Consider the following 24,293-nt stretch of genomic DNA (forward strand, 5'->3'; position numbering starts at 1 on the left):
CCTCCCGCCTGCGTCATACACGTTCATATGCTGACGCATTTCTGACTTATTCTGTTCCGGTCTGTGCCGAAACGTTCCCGCACTTCATTATATACAAAACCACAGAAATTGAAAAGAACTTTTACCGGTTATTTCTGTTCCAGATATTTTTTCACATATTTACCGGTGTAGGAAACCGGATTCTCTGCTACTTCCTCCGGAGTTCCTCTGGCAATTACCGTTCCGCCTCTGTCACCGCCTTCCGGTCCGATATCAATAATATGATCCGCCGTCTTGATCACATCCAGATTGTGCTCAATGACCACAACGGTGTTTCCTCCTTCAGACAGACGGCGCAGGATCTCGATCAGCTTGTGGACATCCGCAAAGTGCAGTCCTGTGGTAGGCTCATCCAAGATATAGATCGTCTTTCCGGTACTGCGCTTGCTGAGTTCTGTGGCAAGCTTGATACGCTGTGCTTCTCCTCCGGAAAGAGTGGTGGAGGGCTGACCCAGACGGATATAGGAAAGCCCTACATCATACAGGGTCTCGATCTTTCTCCGGATCGACGGTACATTCTCAAAAAATGTCAGTGCTTCTTCCACAGTCATATTCAATACATCATAAATACTCTTGCCCTTATACTTCACTTCCAGAGTCTCACGATTGTAGCGTTTGCCCTTGCAGACTTCGCAAGGCACATATACATCCGGAAGAAAATGCATCTCGATCTTGATGATTCCGTCACCGCTGCAGGCCTCGCACCGTCCGCCCTTGACATTAAAACTGAAACGGCCTTTCTTGTAGCCCTTTGCCTTGGCATCTGCGGTGGCTGCAAAAAGATCACGGATCTGGTCAAAAACTCCGGTATATGTGGCAGGATTGGAACGGGGAGTTCTTCCGATCGGGGACTGGTCGATATTGATCACCTTATCCAGCTGATCGATACCCAGGATGTCATCATGTTTCCCGGGGATCACTCTGGCACGGTTCAGGTCTCTGGCAAGTCTCTTGTACAAGATTTCATTGATCAGAGAGCTCTTACCGGAGCCGGAAACACCTGTGATACAGGTCATCACTCCCAGAGGAATATCTACGTCGATATGCTTCAGGTTGTTCTCTGCCGCACCCTTTATATGAAGAAATCCGGTTGGTTCCTTCCTCACTTCCGGTACCGGGATCTTCAGCCTTCCGCTTAAATAAGCTCCTGTCACAGACTGCTCATTTTTCATCAGATCCTCAGCTGTCCCCATTGCGACCAGTTGTCCGCCATGTTCTCCGGCTCCGGGGCCGATATCGATGACACAGTCTGCAGCACGCATGGTATCTTCATCATGCTCCACCACGATCAGACTGTTGCCAAGATCACGGAGACGCATCAGTGCCCCCAGAAGCTTGTCATTATCTCTCTGGTGAAGCCCGATACTCGGCTCATCCAGGATATATGCAACCCCCACAAGCCCGGATCCGATCTGTGTGGCAAGACGGATCCTCTGAGCCTCTCCGCCGGAAAGGGTTCCGGTAGCTCTTCCAAGTGAAAGATACTCCAGGCCAACCTCTGCCAGAAATCCAACCCTGGCGCGGATTTCCTTCAGGATCTGCCTTCCAATAAGCTCCTGCTGCTTTGAAAGCTTCAGATCGCGGAGAAAGCCCTGCAGCTTCTGTACCGGCATATTGGTCACTTCATAAATATTCTTATCCGCCACGGTCACTGCCAGGGACTCCTTCTTCAGCCTCTGTCCCTTACATGTGGTGCACGGAGTAATCCGCATAAAGCTCTCGTATTCCTGCTTCATAGCCTCGGAACCGGTTTCACGGTATCTCTGCTCCACATTGCGGATCAGTCCCGGGAACGCCACATCGTAAACGCCCTCTCCCCGCTGTCCTTTATAATAAACCTTCACAGAATGACCGCCGGTACCATGGATGAGGATATCCTGGACCTTCTTCGGATACTCGCAGAAAGGTGTATCCAGAGAAAATTCATATTCCCTTGCCAGGGCATCCAGGATCGCTCTGGAAAAGCTTCCCTGCGTGGTACAGGACTGCCATCCGAGAACAGCGATAGCCCCTTCATTGATACTCCGTTTCTTATCCGGGATCATCAGATCGATATCAAATTCCATCTTATATCCAAGACCCAGACACTGCGGGCAGGCACCAAATGGATTATTAAAGGAAAAGCTCCTGGGTTCGATCTCATCAATGCTGATGCCGCAATCCGGACAGGAAAAACTCTGACTGAAATTCAGAAGCTTCCCGTCCATAGTGTCTACTACCAGCAGGCCATCCGCCAAATCCAGCACGGTTTCAATGGAATCGGAAAGACGCTTCTCTATTCCCGGTTTCACAATAAGTCGATCCACAACGATCTCAATGTTATGTTTGATATTCTTATCCAGCTTGATCTCCTCAGAAAGCTCATAGAGATTTCCGTCGATCTGCACTCTCACATATCCGCTTCTTCTGGCCTGATCCAGAAGTTTAACATGGGTTCCCTTGCGGCCCCGCACTACCGGTGCAAGAAGCTGGATCTTCTGGCGTTCCGGAAGCGTCATGATCTGATCCACCATCTGATCTACCGTCTGTTTGCGGATTTCCCTTCCACATTTGGGACAGTGCGGGATTCCCACACGGGCATACAGAAGTCGGAAATAATCGTAGATCTCCGTTACCGTACCCACTGTAGAACGGGGATTCCGGTTCGTTGACTTCTGATCAATGGAGATTGCCGGCGGAAGGCCCTCGATACTCTCCACATCCGGTTTCTCCATCTGTCCCAGGAACTGCCTCGCATAGGAAGAAAGTGACTCCATATAACGTCTCTGTCCCTCTGCATAAATGGTATCAAATGCAAGAGATGACTTACCGGAGCCGCTGAGTCCGGTAAGTACCACAAACTGGTCTCTGGGAATATCGACGCTAAGATTCTTAAGATTATTCTCATTGGCTCCGCGTATCCTGATAAAACGCTTCTTATCGTTTGCTTCTGCTGACATGAAAGCCTCCTACTCTGTCCGGTCATAAAAAATACTCCGGTATTCTTCTCAACAGCAGAATCTACCTCTCTTATTCCGCTGTAAAACTTCTGATTTTTTATCAGTATACTGCCAGAACATTCGTTCGTCAAGGTAAAAAAATCGACAAATTTTTCTACAGCAGAAAATCCGCCATCACTCCATTGCTCACATGGATTCCCTTTCTCGAAAGATATATCCTGTCTCCTTTTTGTTCCAGCATTCCGATCTCCAGATGTTTTTTCAGGACCTCTCCGTAAACGTTTTCCATATTTTTTCCGAAATATTCCGCAAACGCTTCCATTGAAACGCCCTCTGTCATCCGAAGCCCCAGAAACATAAACTCAGCCATCTCATCTGCCTCTGTAAGGCTTTCCATATTCTGGCGGATCTTATCCGGAAACGCACTGTTTCCAATATATTCCTTCATATCCGCAGTATTGGAAAAACGCATATGATCCAGAAGTGAAGACGCCCCAAGTCCCAGTCCCAGATAATCGATCCTCTGCCAGTATCCCTTATTATGGCGGCATTCCCGCCCGCCTTTCGCATAATTGGAGATCTCGTACTGATGAAACCCATATTCCTCCAGGATCCCTGCCGTATTCTCATACATACGGTACTCCGTATCCTCATCCGGCAATTTCAGCTTTCTCTCCCCGAAAGGAGTGCCTTCCTCAATGATCAGACTGTAGGCGGAAATATGTTCCGGCGAAAGCCCTGCCACCGTGCGGAGATTTTTTTCCCAGTCTGCATAGGTCTGTTCCGGAATGGCACTCATCAGATCGATATTGATGTTGGAAAAGCCTGCATCCCTTGCCATAAAAAAGCTCTCCTGAAACTCTTCCCACGTATGGATCCTTCCAAGGATCTTTAATTCCCGATTCTGCGGGGACTGAAGCCCCAGACTCAGTCGGTTGATCCCGTGTTCCAGATATATCTGAAGTTTTTCTTTATATAAAGTCCCCGGATTTGCTTCGATGGTGATCTCAGCATCCGGGGCCACAAAAAACTTATTTCTGATCTGATCCAGCATCTCTCCAACAAGAGACGGATCCGGCACGGAAGGTGTTCCTCCGCCGATAAAAACTGTGGTGATCTCCCTGTCCGAAAAATCCGGAACAGCGGCAATCTCCCTTTCCAGAGCCTGGAAATATTCACGCTGCCTCTCTTTTCCGGCAGGTCCGGAAAGGAAATCACAGTAATCGCATTTTTTTACACAAAACGGAATATGGATATAGAGCTCCAGCGGTTTTTTCGCCTCATTCTCCATCCATGGCTCCTTCCTCTCCACCACTACCTGATGTATCATTATCCTCATCGGAGCTTGTATCTTCACCGGCACTATCCGCATTATCCGTACTTCCGTCTGAAGCAGCCGGTGTCGGTGTCACGCCATCGATCCCCAATGCCTCGCTGCCGTTTTCTGCCAGGTACTCATTGACCATTGTCAGATTTCCATTGCTCGTCACTGCATCCGGATCTACAGTTTTCGGATCAGGAGTGGCAGTCGGTTCCGGCGCTGTACTGATTTTGATCACACTTTCCTCTTCTGCATTTTTCTTCTTTGAACCACATCCGGTAAGCAGAGCTCCTGTCATAGCCAGAAGTCCTGCTGCCAGAAACAGTTTTTTTATATTTTTTTTCAAAAAGTCATCTCCTATTTATCATCCAGCTTCAGGACACTCATAAATGCCTTCTGCGGGATCTCCACGTTACCTACCTGACGCATACGTTTCTTACCTTCCTTCTGTTTTTCCAGAAGCTTCTTCTTACGGGAGATATCTCCACCGTAACACTTGGCAAGTACGTCTTTACGCATGGCTCTTACCGTCTCTCTGGCAATAACCTTGCTTCCGATAGCTGCCTGGATTGGAATCTCAAAGAGCTGTCTCGGGATCTCGTCTTTCAGCTTCTCACACATCTTTCTTCCGCGCTCGTAAGCAGTATCTGCATGCACGATAAAGGAAAGAGCATCCACTTCTTCTTTATTCACAAGGATATCAAGCTTCACAAGCTCACTTCTCTCATATCCGTCCAGTTCGTAATCCAGGGATGCATAACCTCTGGAACGTGATTTCAGTGCATCAAAGAAATCATAAATGATCTCGTTCAGCGGCAGTCTGTATTTCAGGAGTGCACGGGTTTCTTCCATATATTCCATGCCTTCATACTGACCACGTCTCTCCTGGCAGAGATCCATGATCGCACCAATGAACTCTGTGGTTACCATGATCTCCGCCTTCACCATAGGCTCTTCCATGTATTCGATCTCTGAAGGATCCGGAAGATTGGTGGGATTGGTCAGCTCGATGATCTCACCATTGGTTTTATAGACCTTATAGATAACACTCGGTGCTGTAGTTACAAGATCCAGGTTATACTCTCTCTCCAGACGCTCCTGGATGATCTCCAGATGAAGAAGTCCCAGGAAGCCGCAGCGGAAACCAAATCCAAGGGCGACCGATGTCTCCGGTTCATAATAAAGGGAAGCATCGTTGAGCTGAAGCTTCTCCAGCGCGTCACGGAGATCGCCGTACTTGGCACCATCTGCCGGATAAAGGCCACAATAAACCATAGGGTTTACCTTCTTATATCCCGGAAGTGCCTCTGCACAGGGGTTGTCCGCATCCGTTACCGTATCACCCACGCGGGTATCACGGACATTCTTGATGCTGGCTGTGATATATCCGACCATACCTGCTGTCAGCTCGTCACACGGGATAAACTGACCCGCTCCAAAATATCCAACCTCCACAACCTCCGTGGTGAATCCGGTCGCCATCATATGGATCCTCGTGCCCTTTTTCACACGTCCGTCCTTCACTCTGCAAAATACGATAACACCCTTATAAGGGTCATAAACAGAGTCGAAGATCAGAGCCTTCAGAGGTGCATCCACATCCCCCGCCGGCGCCGGGACCTTATTGACGATCTGCTCCAGGACCTGGTCTACATTCAGTCCTGTTTTTGCGGAGATCTGCGGTGCATCCTGCGCTTCAATTCCGATCACATCCTCGATCTCATTGATAACACGCTCCGGATCCGCACTTGGAAGGTCGATCTTGTTGATCACCGGAACCACATCCAGATCATGGTCCAGTGCCATATATACATTGGCAAGTGTCTGAGCTTCGATTCCCTGTGCTGCATCCACAACAAGGATCGCTCCGTCACAGGCAGCAAGGCTTCGGGAAACTTCATAGTTAAAGTCCACATGTCCCGGGGTATCGATCAGGTTAAAAATATACTCATTTCCGTCCTTGGCTTTGTATACAATACGAACCGCCTGGGATTTGATGGTGATTCCTCGTTCTCTCTCAAGGTCCATGTTATCCAGAACCTGGGCCTGCATTTCCCTCTCGGTAAGAAGTCCCGTCATCTCGATGATACGGTCCGCAAGTGTTGACTTGCCATGGTCGATATGTGCAATGATACAAAAATTCCGAATTTTACTCTGGTCTATCATTCAGGAAGTCCTCCTTAAATTTCTCTCGTATAAAGCGTTCAGAACGCATATTTTTCCATACTGTTCTTTATCATATCATATTTCAGCCTTCTTTGTCACTGCCTTTCAGAACTCTGTTTAAGATATCTGCAAATGGTTCCATGGCATTTCGGACTTCCTCCACGGTATTTGTCTGTGCTCCGGCCTCCAGAAGCAGGGCCCGTGGCTTAAGATGCAGATTATAGCGAAGACCTGCCAGATAGATCCCCCGGTAAAGATCGGGGTAATACTGTGCCGCCTGATATTCCAGCTGAAAGGAAAATGCCAGATTCTCTTCTATGTAAGGATTGGGCAGATAACTCACTGCCCCCTGACTGACTGTATAGCTTAATCCATTATAAAAAAGCAGCTGAGCAGTAGGTTTTCCATTCACCTGCGTTACCAGATGACGCTCATCCGGCACACCATCTCTGTGAAGATCGATCACAACTTCAATGGTGGGATTTTCTTTCAGCACTTTTTCTATGGATGCCCTGGCATAATCATAAGCCTTGCTCCTGTCCAGTGTTCCTCCCATCATATCAAAGGCATCTGTTATATGAATGACCTGGTATCCATATGTTTTTTCCAGAAGTTCAGTAAGATGATCTCCCACTCCTACGATGGTGTCCTCAGTCTGTCCTTCTCTTGAATCTGCAAAAGCCTCCTGGGAATGGGTATGATAGATCAGAATCTGGGGTACCGATGAATCCTTTTTAACGGACAGATCCTCCTTCAGAAAACGGGGCGCACTGATCTGCTGCGCATTCGTTTCCGTATTGGAATCCAATATAAAAAACTGGTTCATCACATAGTCAAAATCTGCCAGTTTCGCCTGAGACAAGTCAATCTGCGGATGTGGCAGTGCCACAGTCTCCTGTTCCTTCGCAGTATTTTCACCGGATTGGTTCTCCTCTGACGCTGAAGGCTCCGGTTCTGTGTTCCCCGGCTCCGTAGCTTCCTGTTCTGAACCTCCCGGCTCTGTAATTTCTGGCTCAGCAACTTCCTGTTCTGCATTTCCCTTAACAGTTTCCTTTTCATTTTTTTTGCCGTCAGGAGATTTTTTCTCTGCCTCTTCCGCTTCTTTCTTTTGGATTTCTTTTTTCTTTTGAAGCTCTTCTTTCTTCTGAAGGGCTTCTTTCTTCTCCACTTCTTCCGCCTCGGCCATCAGTAGCGTCTCCTGCTCTTTTCGGTTCTCTGCTTCCACTTCTTCACCCAGATGCTCTGCGTTTTTTTCCTGCAAAAGCATCTCTGTTTCCCGGTCTCTGCCATTTTCCTTCTGCAGAGCTTTCTTTTCCAGAAAGCAATACAGCGGCAGCTGTCTGTAGATCTCACCATGCCTGAAAAAATCTCCCGGAAGGACAGCCACCACACCCAGGAAGATCAGGCTCAAAACCACGCAGAAAGCCCTCTGGATATTCGTCACCAACGATCACCTCTTATGGTATTTTATGACCTGTCCTCTTCGATTAGACTATCGGAAAAAGCCAGATTCAGTCCTTCGGAAATGGTAAAGCTTAAATATCGTACCGTTTCATCCACATCCTTTGGTGTTACAAACATGGTGTAAAGCTTCGGCGAGATCATTTCTTCCAGAAACTCCTTCTGCTCATCCTCCTCCAGTGCCTCCAGAAGCTCTGCCATGGAATCATGGACAATAGTAGCCGCATCCACCACAGTCGGAACACCGATCCCGATCACACGGACCGAAAGATTCTCTTCATTCAGGCCTTCCCTGTGATTCCCCACGCCGGAGCCCGGACTAATCCCGGTATCCGTGATCTGGATCGTCCGGTTAAGTCTTGTCGTACTTCTGGCCGCCAGCGCATCTACGGCGATCACCAAATCCGGCTTTGTCTCCGAAACAACACCCCGAACAATTTCCAGAGTTTCCATTCCGGTCTGTGCCATCACACCCGGAACGATACCGCTGATCTGATGCATTTTCATATGTTCATTGCTCTTCAGCCCATATTCCCGGATCACATGCCTTGTCATATGAAGATTGGAAACTGCACGAGGGCCAAGGGAATCCGCAGTAATCTCCTGATTTCCAAGGCCTACCACCAGGATCGACTGCTGCCGTCCGAGATCGATCAGCTCCCGCAAATGATGTGCCACCTCTTCCGAGATCTCCCTGTGATAATCCTCATCCGGAACGGAAAGATCCGGTGCCTCAATGGTAATATAGGTCCCCTGTGGTTTTCCCATGGTCCTGGCTCCGTTTTCCGTTGTGATCCGCACTACGGTAGTCCGAACATCCTTTTCCTCATCGTATCTTTCCCTGATCTCTACTCCACGTACTTCTACGTTTTCCGCCTGAAAGCGTTCCGTTGCTTCCAGCGCCAGGTCTGTTCTGATTCTGCTCCTTCCAGCCATACTCTCATCCTCTTTTTCTGTAAGATTGCAAAGACTTTTCCGCTGCTATCTGCAGCTTTACCGGTGTTTTCCCTTTCATTATTTCCCTTTTTCCCATAAATATGTATCATTTCCCCTTTCCCACACAGCATCTGGTATTTTTTGCATATTTTTTTGGAATTTTTGCAAAAAACATCTTGACATTCCTGTGCACGTATAATAATATATATAAGCATGTTTCATAGGAGCGCCCGTGTCTGTTCCTGTGAATGTAATTTAATATTATATTTTTAAGGAATCGGAGGTGTACGAATTGGCTAACATTAAATCCGCAAAGAAGAGAATCTTAGTTAACAGCACTAAGGCTGCAAGAAACAAAGCAATCCGTTCTGCAGTTAAGACTTCCATCAAGAAAGTTGAGACAGCAGTTGAGAATAAGGATAAGGCAGCTGCAGAGGTTGCTCTTAAGGACGCAATCTCCACAATCAGCAAAGCTACATCCAAGGGCGTTTATCACAAAAATAACTGCGCCAGAAAGATTTCCCGTCTTTCCAAAGCTGTCAACAGCATTGCGTAATAGACCACGGAATATTTTAGTTATAAGCTTATAAGTAAAAGGAAAGACAGTCGAACCGTCAGCGACTGTCTTTTTTGTATATAGATTTCTGTTTTGTATATAGATTTCTGCATTGACCAAAAGGAGTTTTTTATGATATCCCATCCCTTTCCCTACCGCATTATCCGCAGCAGCCGGAAAACCCTGGCGATCCAGGTCAGCGTTTCCGGTCAGGTAACTGTCCGCGTTCCACACACAATGCCAGATTCCACCATCCATCGTTTTCTCTCACAGAAAGAAAGCTGGATCCTGAAGCACCTCTCACACGCTGCCACTGAGCCGGCACAGCCCCAGGCTGAAAACCCGCCTCTTTCGGAATTCCGTCGCAGTTATTATATGGAATCCGCCAGAAAAATATTCAAAAGAAAAACCGCAGCCTACGCCAGAAAAATGGGCGTAACCTACGGCCGTATCACGATCCGGGAACAAAAAACCCGCTGGGGAAGCTGCACCAGCGAAGGAAACCTGAACTTCAACTGGCGGCTGATCTTCGCCCCGGAAAAAGTCCTGGATTATGTTGTGGTACACGAACTTTCACACAGAAAAGAAATGAATCATTCCCCTGCCTTTTATGCAGTGGTGGCATCTGTGATGCCGGAGTATAAAGCCTGCGAAAAATGGCTCAGGGACAACGGAGCGACCCTGTGGCAGAACCCGTCTCCGTAAAACTCAGGCTCTCACTGCTCTCGCCGAGCTGTACTTCACGATCAGAAGCTCCACGCTGAGCACATCTCCAAGTGTACCTGTCTTTACCGCCTCTTCCGCATCCACAAAATCCCGCACAGCATTCTCCAGCTCTTCCACAGTGTAGGATCTGGCACAGGATGCCAGATTCCGCACAACAAAAGAGGGTACTCCCAGTTTGGAAGCGATCTCGGTTTGAGAAAGACCCTCCTGTGACATTTTCTTGGTCAGGCAGATCTGACGAAACTGTTTCGCCAAAAGAAACAATATCCGCATCGGCGGTTCCCGAAGAGTCAGAAGGTCATAGTACAGATCCAGGGCCCGCTTCTGGTTCTTCTCCGTCACCGCACGCACCATATCAAAGATCTTATTGGTTGTCTGCGTGGTACAGACAGCCTGGATATCTGCAGCCGTCACAACATCTCTTCCGACCGTATAGGAGATCAGCTTTTCCAGCTCCATCCTTATATTTCCCATATCTGTTCCCGTCATGGTCAGCAGAAGCTCCACATCTCTCTGGGTGATCCTGCGGCCATTTTTTCCAAGGATCCCTGCTGCCCACCGCATAAGAGTCTTTTCATCCTGCTGTTTAAATTCCCCGATGCTGCCGCAGGCTTTTACCGCCTTGTACATACGGCTTCTTTTATCTACTTCAGACTCGCAGAACACCAGATACAGATAATCAGGCAGAGCTTTCATATAATCTGCCAGTTCCTCACATTTGTTCTTAAAGAATCCCGTATCCTCAAGAAGGACTACTCTTCGCTCTGCAAAAAAGGGCATGGTATCACAAAGACTCAAAAGCTCCCGGACATCGATCCCCTTCCCCTCATATCTGGTAAAATTCATGGTATCATCGTCCGGGTTCAGAGCCTTCACCAGATTTCTTTTATATTGTTGTTTCAGATAGGCTTCCTCACCGTAAAGGAGATATGCCTGCTTAAATTTTCCTGTTTTAATATCTTCCTGAATATTCTTCAATCTCTGTACCCCTGTCTGATTTTCTCTGTAATCCAGTTTATACGACAACTGCCGGAAATGCAACACCCAAGCAAAAATTTGACTTTCCACCGGATTCATGCTACTGTAAACAGGTACATATTCCGGCAGATCCGTTCTGTCAGCGAAATATGTGGAAGGGAGTGTTCCATTATGGAAAAAAGAAGAAACAGCAGAACAAGCAACCTGAAGAGCGCAACCACCAAGGCCAAAGCTACCGTGAAATCAACTGTAGAAAAGATTGAAAAAACACCTGCAGCTGAAAAAACCGTTAAAGCAGTCAAAAAGGCAACAGAGACTGTAGCAGCCAAGGCACCAGAAGTAGTAGAAGAAGTTAAGAACACTGTAAAAAATCATAAGATCAGCGGCATCACACTTGAAATTTTTGAGACATCCATCACAGTTGCCGACCTTGAGGCAGCTGTTAAGAAAGATGCAGAAGCAAAGGGCCTGAAAGGCAAAGAGCTCCACATCTATGTAAATGCAGAAGAAAGAGCAGCTTACTACACTGCTGACGGAGAGGGTTCCGACGATTACAGGATCGATCTGACCACTCTGTAAGCTCCGGCGGATCTGTTCCACGATCACTTACTATGCCGGTCTGTCTGTGACATTCCGGAAACGCAAAAAAGCCATGCACAGGACATTTTCATCCGGTCCCGTTGCATGACTTTTCTTTTTTATCTTTTACTGGATCTTTTTGATCCAGTCTCTGGAGCAGCCTACTGCAGCTCTCCAGCCTTTTACCATGGCATTTCGCTTCTCGTCATCGATCTCCGTGCGGAAAATACGTTCCACATCACGACTTTCCAGTACTGCCTCCTTGCTTTCCCAGAATCCCACAGCAAGACCTGCCAGATATGCGGCACCAAGAGCAGTTGTCTCAATACATTCCGGACGTTCTACAGCCACATTACTGATATTGGCCTGGATCTGCAGGAGAAGGTTGTTTGCACTTGCTCCGCCGTCTACACGAAGAACTGCAAGGTCACTTCCTGCATCTTCCTTCATAACCTCCAGCACATCATTGACCTGATATGCAAGTGATTCCAAAGTCGCACGCACAATATGATACTTATTTACACCACGGGTCAGCCCCACGATCGTGCCGCGGGCATACTGATCCCAGTAGGGAGCTCCAAGTCCCGTAAACGCAGGCACGACGTAGCAGCCGTTTGCATCCGGTACCTTTCCCGCAAAATACTCGGTATCCGATGCGGAATCCACCAGATGAAGCTCATCACGAAGCCACTGGATCGCAGCACCAGCCACAAATACGGATCCCTCCAGAACATAAGTGATCTCTCCGTTAAGTCCCCATCCGATGGTCGTAACCAGCCCGTTATTGGAAAATACCGGTTTATCTCCTGCATTCATCAGAAGAAAGCCACCGGTTCCATATGTATTCTTGGTTTCACCTTTCTCAAAGCAGGCCTGCCCGAACAGCGCCGCCTGCTGGTCCCCGGCAGCACCGGCTACCGGGATCCTTCCACCGAAAAAGGACGGATCTGTCTCACCATAAATCTCACTGGACTCTTTTACCTGCGGGAGCATGCATTTCGGAATATCAAGCTCCTCCAGGATCTCATCATCCCACTCCAGTGTATTGATGTTGAACATCATGGTTCTGGACGCATTGGAATAATCTGTTACATGAACAGCTCCCTTGGTCAGCTTCCAGATCAGCCAGGTCTCCACGGTACCAAACAGAAGCTCACCCTTCTCTGCTCTTTCGCGGGCACCCTCCACATTATCCAGGATCCATTTTACCTTGGTGGCAGAAAAATACGCATCAATAACAAGTCCTGTTTTCTGACGGAATTTTTCTTCCAGTCCCTTTGCTTTCAGGCTGTCGCAGTATTCTGAGGTTCTCCTGCACTGCCATACGATGGCATGATAAACCGGCTGTCCCGTATTCTTATCCCAGACAATGGTGGTCTCTCTCTGATTGGTGATACCGATCGCTGCAATATCCTCTGCCGTTGCCTCAATCTGGTTCATAGCCTCTCTGGCAACAGAAAGCTGTGTGGACCAGATCTCACCTGCATCATGCTCTACCCATCCCGGTTTTGGAAAATGCTGGATAAACTCCTTCTGTGCCACACTGCGGATCCTTCCGCTTTCATCAAAAAGAATACAGCGGTTACTGGTCGTTCCGGAATCCAGCGCCATAACATATTTTGCCATATAAAAATCCTCCAATACATTTCTTGGCTGCGGTTCAATGCCTCTGCAGCCTCATAATTCCCATACCTTCTGATTTGTAGTGGAAACCGCTGCTGCCCCCGCACCCAGGGCTCCCATCACATCCTCCTTATCGGAGATCAAACCGCCTGCGATCACAGGCACCTTGCTTGTTTTACATATCTGTTTAAGAATCTTCGGCATCAGCCCCGGCAGAACCTCTACCACATCCGGCAGCTGCTCATGCTGATTTCCCAGATTCTCAATATTCTTGATCGCCATGGAATCAATAAGGAAAAAACGCAGAACTGTATACATTCCAAGCTTCTTCGCCCTGTTGATCATGGATGCTTTTGTTGAAATGATCCCATCTGCATGGATATTTTTACAAATATAATCCACAGAAACCTCTTTTGAGCTTAAACCTGTGATCAGGTCTATATGTGCCATCGCGATCTTCCCCGCCTGGTGGATCCGCTCCACAATTCCCCCAATAGAACGGATATCTCCATACAGGATAAAGATCACGGTAAGCTCCTCCCTGCCCAAACAGTTCTGAAGTCCCTGCTCATCCTTTACAGCCGCTATGATCGGGTTCGCCTCGATCGCGTCCAGAAATTCTTTGTTCATCTTCTCTCTTCCTCCGCAATGTTCACACAATATCATTTTATCTCCGCGCATTATTTGAAGATATTATTCTTATTGTATCAGTTTATTGCTTCAAAGACCAGACGCATTTGCCAAATATATCTGTTTTATTTCCGGCTGTATTACAATTCTCAGACAATCTTCTTCTCTGGCAAAAGAAGGGAAGCCCCTATGGACTTCCCTTCTGCAGATACATCATTTCTCAAACGGGAATTTGAACTGTGTAAGTCCGAATTCATCGCGAAGTCCGATAAACTCTTTCTGAACTGCCTCTGTCACCGGAACTCCCTTATCCTTACGATACATCCATACATCATATTCCTTCTCGCCTGCTGTGTAGATACGTTCCTGTCCAGGAGCCTTCTCGGAGCCTCTCAGGTCTCGCAGGATATCACCGCATGTTTTCTTGAATGCCTCTGCACCCATAAATGCCTCTGTATCGATAGCAATAAAGAAATGTCCAAGATGATATGGACGGATCTTTCCTTCTTCATCCTTACCATCCAGAGCTTTCAGGAAGAGACCGGACTGAAGGGCTGCGGAAAGGATCTCAACAACAGTAGAGTATCCGTATCCCTTATATCCTCCGGTTGTCTCACCAAATCCACCGAGAGGAGCAAGTGCTGCCTGCTGGCTTCTGATCTTCTTAAGGATCTCTGCACTATCTGTAAGCTCCTCTCCTTCTCTGGAAATAACAAGACCCTTAGGAGTATCATGGTTGATACGTGCGTAGTATTCGATCTTGCCATTCTGGATAACAGATGTTGCACAGTCCAGTGTAAACGGGAACGGCTCATCTGTAGGCATACTAAATGTCAGTGGGTTGGTTCCAAGCATATTCTCAACACCAAATGTCGGTGCAACGGATGGTCTTGCGTTGGTACCGCTGATACCGATCATATTCTCTTTTGCTGCGAGACCTGTCCAATATCCTGCGATTCCATAATGGGAAGAGTTACGGACTGCAACCATACCCATGCCGTATTTATGTGCTTTTTCAATACACATGTCCATAGCCTTCTTGCTGGCTACCATTCCCATACCATCGTTAGCATCAAGAACTGCAGTTGTCGGTGTCTCTTTAAGAATATCGATCTTTGTTACAGGATTTAAGATTCCGGATTTGATACGGTCGATATAGATCGGTTTAAAGCGGTTGCAGCCATGGCTCTCGATTCCACGTCTGTCACTTTCCAGAAGTACATCAGCGCAAAGTCTTGCATCCTCCGTCGGAACTCCCATTTTCTCAAATACTGCAGTCATAAAATCATCTGCAAGCTGCCAGGAAATAAAAGGTCTTGTTTCTTTCTCCATTGTAAAAATCCTCCATATACATTATTATAGTTTTTTATTTTGCTTATATAGATCTGCAGCAGGACCCCCTCCTGCCGGAGATTTCAAATTTAGCCTGCCTCCTGTATGTACCTTACAGAAAGCGTCTTTGCATTACAGTTTCAATCCTCGTCTGCCACTGCTCTTCCTCTGTCCGGATAATTGGTGATGATGGAGTTTACTCCCCATTTCTTCATCCTTCTCATATCCTCTTCCTCGTTTACAGTCCAGACATTCACTCCGATCCCGTTCTGGGAACAGCTGCGTACATGCTCTTCCTTCAGGTATTCCAGATTCGGATGATAATACTGCACATCACAGGTTCTTGCATAAACCCCTGCATTATCCACGTATTTCTCTACCAGAAAGCCTCCTGCAATAGTCTCATCACTCTGTCTGCACAATACAATGGATGCGTTATTGAAAGAGGAAAGGATGATCCGATCCTCCAGACCATATTCGCAGATCATATCAATGACCTTCTCTTCCATACCACCATAATAATAAACACTGTTCTTCAGCTCGATGTTTGTAATCAGATCTTCCTCCTCTGCCATCCACTCCAAATACTCTCTCAGAGTCGGAATCTGAAGCCTGCCGAATTTTCCGGCAAACTTATCCGGATAACTGCAATCCAGTTTACACAGCTCAGCATATGTAAGATCATAGATATATCCGTTTCCATCTGTGGTACGGTCAACCTTCTCATCATGCATGATCACCGGAACCAGATCCTTGGTCAGCTGCACATCAAGCTCGATTCCCTCGCAGCCAGCCTCCACAGCCTTCTGAAACGCCAGCATTGTATTCTCCGGATATTCTCCGCTGAAACCACGATGTCCAAATACTTTCATTCTAATCATCCTCCATTCAATGCATTACATCGTTATGAGCATTTTTACTAATTCATATTTCTGATTATATCATAACGTTTATTTATTTTCAACATTTTTTATCGATTCTTATATATTTTTTTGTTATTTTTTAATTAATTATTCTTTTAAGTGCTAATATTTTTTGTGCATTTTGTATATTTTATTTCATGACAAGCAAAGCGATAAAAAAGCCTTTTCAGGTTTATTTTATTCGCTTTGTCTGCCGGAGGGCTGACATATTATAAGCATACAGATTGCCATATATCCTTTGCAGATCACTGTATGATCTGCTTCACATTTCCTGTAGCCACGATATCCACGCCTGTGCCTGCTACATTCTCCAGGATCACGTCCCCGATCTGAACCGGCGCTTCCACACATACATCCCGCAGCGTTTCCACACAGTCAAAAATCTTTCCTTTCGGAATATCCTGTGCTGTCTTTACTGACACCACCGGCATGCTTCCATTCTTCACACGCACGGTCGTTGTCACGATCCTGGTCGGATCTGTCACTTCCTTCACTGCATATTCCGCACCTTTTTTACAGGTATTTCCTGTGACGGAAATGATCTCTTTTCCATCCATTTCCACCAGAAGGGCGCATCCCATAGGACATCCGATACAAGTAAGATTTCTTTTTTCCATTTTCATCACTCCTCCACCTGGATCACAAGTTCATGTTTATCCTGTTTCTGTTTTCCTTCCAGAATGGAAAGAAGCTGCTCTTTTTTCAATTTGATCTGTTCCATCTCTCCGGGTGCTGCCACCTGTTTTTTTCTGGAAAAGATCCGTTCTCCATCCAGATATGCACGGATGTAACAATTTTTATATACATTTCCCACACGGAAACGGACCAGCTGCTCCTCCGCCATGTGACCGATACGGATCTCAGACGGCACTGTATAGCGGACTCCGTTTTGGGGCGAAAGCGTGATCTTTATCTCTTCCGGTATTTTGTCCTCTCCATTGTTGTTTATATAGAGAGCCGCATTTCTTCCTGCATTGCCGGCTTCCTCCGAAACAAAATCCACCAGATCATGAACATGAAGAACATTTCCGCAGGCAAAAATACCTTCTACATTTGTCTCCAGACTTTCGTTTACCACCGGTCCGGAAGTCACATTGCTCAGCTTCACACCTGCCTGTCCGGAAAGCTCATTCTCCGGGATCAGACCAACAGAAAGAAGAAGCGTATCGCATTCAAAAAATTCCTCTGTACCGGGAATCGGGCGTCTGTTTTCGTCTACCTCTGCAAGAGTGATTCCTTCCACACGTTCTTTTCCTTTTATGTCAACCACTGTATGGCTAAGCTTCAACGGGATTCCAAAGTCATCCAGGCACTGCACGATATTTCGCTTCAGGCCTCCGGAATATGGCATCAATTCTGCCACTGCCTTAACCTCTGCACCTTCCAGCGTCATACGTCTAGCCATGATCAGTCCGATATCACCAGATCCCAGGATCACTACTTTTTTTCCCGGCATAAATCCTTCCATGTTTACAAGGCGCTGTGCTGTTCCTGCTGAATAAATGCCTGCCGGTCGATATCCCGGAATGTTCAGTGCACCTCGCGGTCTCTCTCTGCAGCCCATGGCAAGGATCACAGCTTTTGCCCGGATCTGATACATTCCCTCCTGGCGGCTCATGGCAGTGATCACCTTATCCTGGCTGATATCCATGACCATGGTGTTCAGCCGGTACTCGATCTGCTGCTCTTTTACCATCCGGATAAAACGTGCCGCATATTCCGGTCCTGTCAGCTCCTCCTGAAATGTATGAAGGCCAAATCCATTATGGATACACTGATTCAGGATCCCGCCCAGTTCCTTATCACGTTCCAGGATCAGGATACTCTCTGCTCCCTCTTTCTTTGCAGCCAGGGCTGCTGCCAGTCCTGCAGGGCCTCCGCCTATGATCACGATATCTCTCTTCACCATAATCTTATCATTCATGGTTCTCGCCCTCCTCTGCAATTTTCTTGTTGATTCCTTCGATCAGTCTGGAAGCTCCGCCTGTTTTTGTGATCTCCTCCATGGAAATGCCAAGCTCTCGGCTGAGGATTTCCATTGTTCTGGGAGAGCAGAAGCCTGACTGACATCTTCCCATTCCTGCTCTTGTACGACGTTTTACTCCGTCCAGGGATTTCGCTCCAAGCGGTCTTCGGATCGCATCCAGGATCTCTCCCTCAGAGATCATCTCACATCTGCAGATGATATTTCCATATTCCGGTGATCTTTTGATCAGCTCATTTCTTTCTTCCAGAGAAAGCTCTGACGGATCCAGGATCCCTTTTCTCACCGGATCAAAATCCGGATTTACTTCCGGATGTAATTTTTCTTTTACGATGTCAGCAACCATACAGCCAATGGCCGGTGAGCTGGTAAGTCCCGGGGATGCGATTCCTGCACAATCGATAAATCCGGGAGCATCCTCCACCTCTTCGATCACAAAATCCATACCGTCCTCGATAGCTCGAAGCCCTGCAAAGCTTGTGATCACCTTCCGCAGTGGAATATCCTTTACTGTTTTCCGGGATTTGGCACTTACTTCCTCCATCCCCTCTGATGTAGTCGCTGTTTCCTCCCGATCCTCCAGATCCGTAGCTGTAGGCCCGATCAGAAGATTACCGTGAACAGTCTGTGTTACCAGAACTCCTTTTCCGTTCTTATTTGGAAGTGCAAAGATCGTATGATTCACATGTGTTCCTGCACTTTTATCAAGAAGCATATACTCACCCTTACGAGGAGTGATATGCAGTTTTTTCTCACTTACCATATTATGAAAAACATCCGCATAGACACCGGCAGCATTGACGATACAGCCTGTCTCAAGATCACCCTTTGAGGTTTCCACAACAAAACCTTTTTCCTGTTTTCGGATGTTCTTTACTTCTGTGTCAAATTTAAATTCCACACCATTGTTATATGCATTCTCTGCCATTGCAATGTTCAGCTCAAAGGGACAGACAATTCCGGCTGTCGGTGCATACAGCGCTGCCAGCACCTGATCAGACAGATTCGGCTCCATGGCAAGTGCCTCTTCTCTGTCAAGGATCCTCAGTCCCTCTACTCCGTTTTTCAGTCCTCTTTCACGCAGCTTATGCAGCATGGCGATTCCATTCTCAGTCGTACAGACAGTCAGTGAACCAGTCTGTTTAAAAGGAAAATCCAGTTCCTTCGAAAGCTGTCCCATCATATTGCTGCCCTTCACATTCAGTTCCGCCATAAGGCTTCCCGGTTCTGCATCATAACCGGAATGAGCGATTCCGCTGTTTGCCTTGGAAGTTCCACAGCATACATCCTCTTCTCGCTCCAGAACGCAGATTTTCAACCGATATCTTGAAAGCTCTCTCGCCGCTGCCGCTCCGGAAACTCCTGCTCCGATAATGATCACATCATACATAGATCTGTTTCTCCTTTCCTGTTTGCGGATCTTCTGAACTGTCCCCGGCTTTCTCTGCGCCGGAAACAGCAGAATATCCGTTGCAACACAAGCATTGCCGTCCGCAGGTATATATTCTGCGAGGAGTACTGCTTACGAACAGCAATCTTTCAAGTGAATATGCCATTATTTTTATGCCGTAACCCTTTGTAACCCTTGTAATCCTTTTGAAACATTAACATTTGCGCATAAAAATAGCCGGCATAAAAACACACTTATCCATGTGTCTTCATGCCGGTCTCTGTTCTCAATGGCATTCTCTGTATTCAGCAAGCTGAATCAGATTCCTTCTTCACTTTGTATTCATTGTATCAGACTATTCTTCATATTTCAAGTGCATTTTTCGTAAAATACATCGTTTTTTCTTTAACATGCTCTTAACTTTCTCAAAAACATGATAAGTTTCATTGTATTCCCGATTCCCGATCATATTTCCTCCACAGAAATAACTCCTTCCTGCTGTCTTACCTCACGAAATACAGTATGGCGTGCTTTCCATTTGGCAGCCTCCATTGTTGCCTGGATCACCACACTCTGTGTTTTGGATCTCTTTTTGATGATAACTACGTTGGAGATCATGATGTCCTCTTCCCGGAGCTTCTTTATGACCATACTCATCTTGTCTTCATTTTCAAACTCCATATATACGTCATAGGTATTGGAATGCTCTTCCACATAAACCTCTATATATTTCGCATATTTGAACACCAGAATAAGCCCCAGCGTGGTAAAGATCGCACCGCTGTAAAAGCCGATTCCCACAGCAAGTCCGATACACGCAGAAGTCCAAAGACTGGCTGCTGTTGTAAGACCGGATACATGTCTCTGTCCGGTCACAATGATAGTTCCCACTCCAAGAAAACCAATCCCGCTGACAACCTGTGCGCCAAGTCGTGCAGTATCTCCGATTCCTGCCCCATTAGAATATACATGGATAAAATCGCCCGTCATCATAACCAAAGTTGCCCCCATACAGACGATCATATGTGTTTTTACACCTGCCACACGCTTCTTCATTCCACGATCAATACCGATCAGACATCCAAGAAACATCGCAAGAATCAGCCGAAACAGCGTCGATCCCATATTTAAAGTGTGCAAATAATCCGATATTGCATTACATGCTCCGAGAATTCCGCCCATAAATTTGCTCCTTTCCTGTTGTAACATTATTTTCTGCCGGTGATAACGCCAATAGCGCATCCTTCCATTTTACCCTGCACGAACGCTGCAGGCCACACTCACTCCATTCGAAAGCTGTCTAGTCAGCCGGACTCACTCCGTCCGTCTCACTACGCAGTTTTTCATATGATCCTATACCCCGGATATACATGATCTGTAGTCTCACAGCATGTAAAACAGCAGGGATACCGGCGCCCAGCGGCGGTATCCCTATCTGTTGCTCTATCTACTGATCAGAGGGCATTCTGATTATTTAATAGACTCGTTATAGTTCTCGATCGCTTTGTTTACAGAAACTGCAAGCTGATCAACAGCGTCCTGAGTTGTAAGCTTGCCATCATATACCTGCGGCATGATCTCGTTGAATGTAAGACGGGCTTCTGTCTGTACACCTGAGAGAACACCTGCTGTATTGCAGTTTACAGGAGAATCCTTCAGCTGGTTGATAGCTGTCTCGAAGTTCGGGTTTTCTTTGAGGTAAGCCTTCATATCCTCTGTCTCATAAGCTTTCTCGTTGATCGCAAAGTATCCTGTACCCATGGACCATTTAGCCTGTACATCAGGAGTTGTGATGTACTCGATGAATTTCCATGCTGCATCTTCGTTAGCTTCGTTGCCTGTATCTGTAAGCCACAGGGATCCACCACCGATGATAACACCGCCTTCATCATTCTGCTCGATTCTCGGAAGATATCCTGTACCAACTTCGAACGGAGAAGAATCAACTGCATTTTTCAGGATAGCAGTAGACTCGATGATCATACCAACCTGTCCGGAGAAGAATGCTGTCTGAGTATCTGCTGTTGTTGTTCCGTAATCTTCGAAATATCCGGAATCATACAGCTTTTTCCACATATCAAATACTTTCAGGCCGCCGCCGTTGGAATCAAAATCAACAGCTGTAACTGCCTCTTTACGTCCATTGTCATTGTTTCCGTATGTTACACCAAGTCCTGCAAGCTGCTGCTCAAAGAACCATCCGTAAATAGCCTGTGAATAACCAACCGGAGCTGCTCCGCTCTCTACGATCTTCTTGGCATCCTCAAGAACCTCATCATAAGTTGTTGGCGGAGTTTCAGGATCAAGTCCTGCTGCCTCAAATACGTCTTTGTTGTAATACAGCATAGGTGTGGATACGTTAAATGGCATTGCATACTGCTTGCCGTCTACGGTATAGTAGCTGCTGATAACCTCCATAACAGAGCTCTTATCATAGCCTGTGCTCTCAAATTTGTCTTCTACAGGAATGACAGCACCACTGTCATACATGAACTTTGTTCCTACGTCATACATCTGGCAGACATCCGGAAGACCGGAGTCACTCTGCATAGCAGCTTTCAGTTTTGTGATGGTATCATCATAGGTTCCCTGATACTCAGCTTTAATCTCAATCTCATCCTGGGATGCGTTGAAATCATCCACGATCTGCTGAAGCACCTCACCGTTTGTGCCGCCCATTGCATGCCAGAATGTAAGTGTTGTTTTCTCAGCTGCACTTACTGAGCACGGAGCTGCCAGAGATGCAGCCATGATTCCTCCTAAAAGAATCGCCATCCATTTTTTGTTGTTCATATAGAAACCCTCCTTTTATAATGGTCCGACCCGCCCCAATACAGGTCGGACAAATTAACATTTTTGCTACTTGCTCTTATGTGATTGGATCAACCCTTAACAGCACCTGCTGTCAGACCACTGATCATCTGCTTCTGACCAATGATAAATACAAGGATCGACGGAATCAGGATAACCATAGCGCCAGCCATAACCGGTCGGAAGTCTGTTGCCTCAGCCCCCTGAAGCATACCAAGACCGATCTGAACCGTTCTCATATTTACACTGTCTGTTACAAGCAGTGGCCACAGATAGTAGTTCCAGCTCTGAAGGAATACATAGATGATCAGAGCACCCAGTGATGGTTTGATAAGCGGAACACCGATGGTATATAAGAACTTGAAATTTGTACATCCGTCAATCTCTGCCGCCTCATGGATCTCCTTCGGCAGTGTCAGGAATGCCTGACGCATGTTGAATACCGCAAAAGCTGCTGCTGCATTAGGAAGGATCAGCGCTGCGTATGTATTACGGATACCCCAGTCAGCAATAGTCAGGTAGTTTGCGATGATGATCGCCTGGCTCGGGATCATCATGGTTGCCAGCATAATATAGAACAGGACCTTTTTGCCTTTGAACTCCATCATTGCAAAAGCATATGCTGCAAGAGCACCTGTAACGACCTGAGCAAATGTGATAACACCGGATACGATCAGTGAGTTCTTAATGAAGGTAAAGAACGGTGCAAGCTGAAATGCTCTTGTGTAGTTCTCGATAGTCAGATGGGACGGCCAGAACTTTCCGCCGTAGATCTCCTTCAGATCCATCATACTAACATTGAAACAGTAGATAACAGGAACAATAATAATAATTGCAAAAATAATATTCAGCGCATACATCGCCACTTTTACATATGGTTTTTCTTTCATCAGTAGGTCACCTTCTTTTCCAGTCTAAACTGCAGTGCAGTCAGGATGATCAAAATAACAAACAGAATTACGGATTCTGAACAGGCCACACCGAAACGGCTGTTGATAAATGCCTCCTGGTAAATCTCATACACGATAACGTTGGTACTCTCTGCCGGTCCGCCCTGGGTCATCATCTTGAACTCTGCGTATGCCTGTACGGAGTTGATGACATTGATAATGAGAAGGAAGAACAGTGTCGGAGAGATTGACGGAATCGTTACATGGCGGTGCTTCTGGAAGAAATTCGCTCCATCCAGGGCAACGCTCTCATAAAGCTCAGCCGGTACACTCTGGATTGCTGCAGTAAGGTAAATGAAATTCATACCGATCGCCATCCATACACTAACGATCGTAACTGCGATCAGTGCATATTTCTTATCTGTCAGCCATCCGATATGAGTTCCGAGCGCCCTGTTCAGGATACCCAGAGAGCTGTGGAAAATAAACATGAACACTACAGATGCCGCTGCTGCGGAAATAGCCATCGGAAGTGCATATACAGTACGGAAAAATCCCTTTGCCCTGATTTTCTCTGTACTGATGATCGCCAGTATAAAACCGATCATAATAGAAAGGATAACTCGCATAACAGAGAATTTCAGTGTTGTCACCAAACTGTTAAGGAACGTTCCATCTGTAAAAATATTCGTATAGTTGTCAAGTCCTACATACTGTGCCACCTGACCAAGAGGTGTGGTTCTGGCAAAGCTCAGCTGGATCGTCTTAACGAACGGCCAGAATACAAACAGTATAAAAAGGATCATTACAGGAACCAGATAGAGATAAGGCTCCACTGTCCTGAAAAAAGATTTTTTACTTTTCATTGTATATCACCTGCTTTTCATAAATTTACGTACTACCGATCAGCTGCATCATCACGATATCTCTGTCCCCCTGACAGTGCTGATCATGTTGCTCATTACACATTCTGCTGAAAAACATTTCCGTTATATCTTCCAGCAATTAC

The 24,293-nt window shown here is 46.6% G+C and carries 21 protein-coding genes; 3 read left to right on the forward strand and 18 right to left on the reverse strand.

From position 1 onward, the window contains the following. Positions 1-128: 128 nt before the first annotated feature. The 6 genes from uvrA to gpr all read right to left on the reverse strand — a co-directional run bounded on the left by uvrA (position 129) and on the right by gpr (position 8,862). The gene (gene uvrA, locus NE671_RS05545; RefSeq protein WP_059086148.1) at positions 129-2,978 is read right to left on the reverse strand and encodes an excinuclease ABC subunit UvrA; all 2,850 of its coding nucleotides are present in this window, start codon (positions 2,976-2,978) and stop codon (positions 129-131) included. A 154-nt stretch (positions 2,979-3,132) separates the two neighbouring features. Then, a complete protein-coding gene (gene hemW / locus NE671_RS05550; RefSeq protein ID WP_118752912.1) occupies positions 3,133-4,269 on the reverse strand; it encodes a radical SAM family heme chaperone HemW in 1,137 nt (378 codons plus the stop codon). Further along, the gene (locus NE671_RS05555; protein ID WP_118752913.1) at positions 4,259-4,645 is read right to left on the reverse strand and encodes a hypothetical protein; all 387 of its coding nucleotides are present in this window, start codon (positions 4,643-4,645) and stop codon (positions 4,259-4,261) included. The genes hemW and NE671_RS05555 overlap by 11 nt, the downstream gene beginning before the upstream one ends. Before the next feature lie 11 nt (positions 4,646-4,656). Beyond that, on the reverse strand, positions 4,657-6,465 hold the full coding sequence (lepA, locus tag NE671_RS05560) for a translation elongation factor 4 (RefSeq protein WP_021651884.1): 1,809 nt from the start codon (positions 6,463-6,465) through the stop codon (positions 4,657-4,659). An 82-nt stretch (positions 6,466-6,547) separates the two neighbouring features. After that, positions 6,548-7,909: a stage II sporulation protein P gene (locus NE671_RS05565; protein WP_256163758.1), complete on the reverse strand. Its 1,362-nt coding sequence runs from the start codon at positions 7,907-7,909 to the stop codon at positions 6,548-6,550. Positions 7,910-7,932: 23 nt separating this feature from the next. After that, complete coding sequence (gpr, locus tag NE671_RS05570; RefSeq protein ID WP_015527438.1) at positions 7,933-8,862, reverse strand: GPR endopeptidase; 930 nt, start codon at positions 8,860-8,862, stop codon at positions 7,933-7,935. Positions 8,863-9,154: 292 nt separating this feature from the next. Here gpr and rpsT point away from each other — a divergent pair, with 292 nt between their 5' ends. After that, a complete protein-coding gene (gene rpsT / locus NE671_RS05575) occupies positions 9,155-9,418 on the forward strand; it encodes a 30S ribosomal protein S20 (protein ID WP_022426951.1) in 264 nt (87 codons plus the stop codon). Positions 9,419-9,550: 132 nt separating this feature from the next. Further along, the gene (locus tag NE671_RS05580; protein WP_256163759.1) at positions 9,551-10,123 is read left to right on the forward strand and encodes a M48 family metallopeptidase; all 573 of its coding nucleotides are present in this window, start codon (positions 9,551-9,553) and stop codon (positions 10,121-10,123) included. Positions 10,124-10,126: 3 nt separating this feature from the next. Here the strand turns inward: NE671_RS05580 and holA are convergent, their stop codons facing one another. Next, positions 10,127-11,122: a DNA polymerase III subunit delta gene (gene holA / locus NE671_RS05585; RefSeq protein ID WP_022426949.1), complete on the reverse strand. Its 996-nt coding sequence runs from the start codon at positions 11,120-11,122 to the stop codon at positions 10,127-10,129. Between the two features lie 171 nt (positions 11,123-11,293). On the opposite strand from holA, the gene NE671_RS05590 reads away from it, so the two are divergent. Then, complete coding sequence (locus NE671_RS05590; protein WP_015527442.1) at positions 11,294-11,701, forward strand: DUF6465 family protein; 408 nt, start codon at positions 11,294-11,296, stop codon at positions 11,699-11,701. A 126-nt stretch (positions 11,702-11,827) separates the two neighbouring features. Here NE671_RS05590 and glpK read toward each other — a convergent pair whose 3' ends face one another. The 11 genes from glpK to NE671_RS05645 all read right to left on the reverse strand — a co-directional run bounded on the left by glpK (position 11,828) and on the right by NE671_RS05645 (position 24,150). Continuing rightward, positions 11,828-13,327 carry a glycerol kinase GlpK gene (glpK, locus tag NE671_RS05595; RefSeq protein WP_022426947.1) on the reverse strand — a complete coding sequence of 500 codons (1,500 nt, stop codon included), beginning with the start codon at positions 13,325-13,327 and terminating at the stop codon, positions 11,828-11,830. Positions 13,328-13,378: 51 nt separating this feature from the next. Next, complete coding sequence (locus NE671_RS05600; protein ID WP_015527444.1) at positions 13,379-13,954, reverse strand: glycerol-3-phosphate responsive antiterminator; 576 nt, start codon at positions 13,952-13,954, stop codon at positions 13,379-13,381. Between the two features lie 213 nt (positions 13,955-14,167). After that, the gene (locus NE671_RS05605; protein ID WP_015527445.1) at positions 14,168-15,286 is read right to left on the reverse strand and encodes an Ldh family oxidoreductase; all 1,119 of its coding nucleotides are present in this window, start codon (positions 15,284-15,286) and stop codon (positions 14,168-14,170) included. Positions 15,287-15,426: 140 nt separating this feature from the next. After that, a complete protein-coding gene (locus tag NE671_RS05610) occupies positions 15,427-16,158 on the reverse strand; it encodes a glycerophosphodiester phosphodiesterase (protein WP_021976755.1) in 732 nt (243 codons plus the stop codon). A gap of 296 nt (positions 16,159-16,454) precedes the next feature. Further along, the gene (locus NE671_RS05615; protein WP_044961717.1) at positions 16,455-16,826 is read right to left on the reverse strand and encodes a DUF1667 domain-containing protein; all 372 of its coding nucleotides are present in this window, start codon (positions 16,824-16,826) and stop codon (positions 16,455-16,457) included. A 5-nt stretch (positions 16,827-16,831) separates the two neighbouring features. After that, a complete protein-coding gene (locus NE671_RS05620) occupies positions 16,832-18,118 on the reverse strand; it encodes an NAD(P)/FAD-dependent oxidoreductase (RefSeq protein ID WP_118752936.1) in 1,287 nt (428 codons plus the stop codon). A gap of 7 nt (positions 18,119-18,125) precedes the next feature. Continuing rightward, positions 18,126-19,583 (reverse strand): NAD(P)/FAD-dependent oxidoreductase, encoded by a 1,458-nt coding sequence (locus NE671_RS05625; RefSeq protein WP_015527449.1) that lies wholly within the window; start codon positions 19,581-19,583, stop codon positions 18,126-18,128. Positions 19,584-20,048: 465 nt separating this feature from the next. Beyond that, positions 20,049-20,765, reverse strand: a complete 717-nt coding sequence (locus NE671_RS05630) for an MgtC/SapB family protein (RefSeq protein WP_022426944.1) — start codon at positions 20,763-20,765, stop codon at positions 20,049-20,051. A 288-nt stretch (positions 20,766-21,053) separates the two neighbouring features. Next, a complete protein-coding gene (locus NE671_RS05635) occupies positions 21,054-22,376 on the reverse strand; it encodes an ABC transporter substrate-binding protein (protein ID WP_021651866.1) in 1,323 nt (440 codons plus the stop codon). Positions 22,377-22,465: 89 nt separating this feature from the next. Continuing rightward, positions 22,466-23,284: a carbohydrate ABC transporter permease gene (locus NE671_RS05640; RefSeq protein ID WP_021651865.1), complete on the reverse strand. Its 819-nt coding sequence runs from the start codon at positions 23,282-23,284 to the stop codon at positions 22,466-22,468. Then, the gene (locus NE671_RS05645; protein WP_021651864.1) at positions 23,284-24,150 is read right to left on the reverse strand and encodes a carbohydrate ABC transporter permease; all 867 of its coding nucleotides are present in this window, start codon (positions 24,148-24,150) and stop codon (positions 23,284-23,286) included. The genes NE671_RS05640 and NE671_RS05645 overlap by 1 nt, the downstream gene beginning before the upstream one ends. Positions 24,151-24,293: the final 143 nt, after the last annotated feature.

Source organism: Blautia sp. DFI.9.10 (genome assembly GCF_024461705.1).
GTDB classification, from domain to species: Bacteria; Bacillota; Clostridia; order Lachnospirales; family Lachnospiraceae; genus Blautia_A; species Blautia_A fusiformis.